1 protein-coding gene is annotated in these 218 nt (G+C 70.2%); it reads right to left on the bottom strand.

Annotation, left to right across the window (positions count from 1 at the left end; translation table 11 throughout):
• On the bottom strand, window positions 1–218 hold a 218-nt coding region (locus tag ACG04R_RS28640; RefSeq protein ID WP_394418251.1), incomplete at both ends, for an autotransporter-associated beta strand repeat-containing protein.

Consider the following 218-nt stretch of genomic DNA (forward strand, 5'->3'; position numbering starts at 1 on the left):
GATGGTGCCGGTGGAGCCGATGGCGCCGGCGCTGCCCAGGGCCAGCGTGCCTGCGGTGAGCGTGGTACCGCCGCCATAGGTGTTGGTGCCGGAGAGCGTCAGCGTGCCGGAGCCGGCCTGCTCGAGCGAGCCGGTGCCGGAGATGGTGTTGGAAACGGTGAACGCATTGCTGCGGTCGAAGACGAGTGCGGCGTTGTCGGTGACGGCGCCACTGCCCA

Origin of the sequence: Pelomonas candidula, assembly GCF_043555985.1 — a bacterium.
GTDB lineage: Bacteria > Pseudomonadota > Gammaproteobacteria > Burkholderiales > Burkholderiaceae_C > Pelomonas > Pelomonas candidula.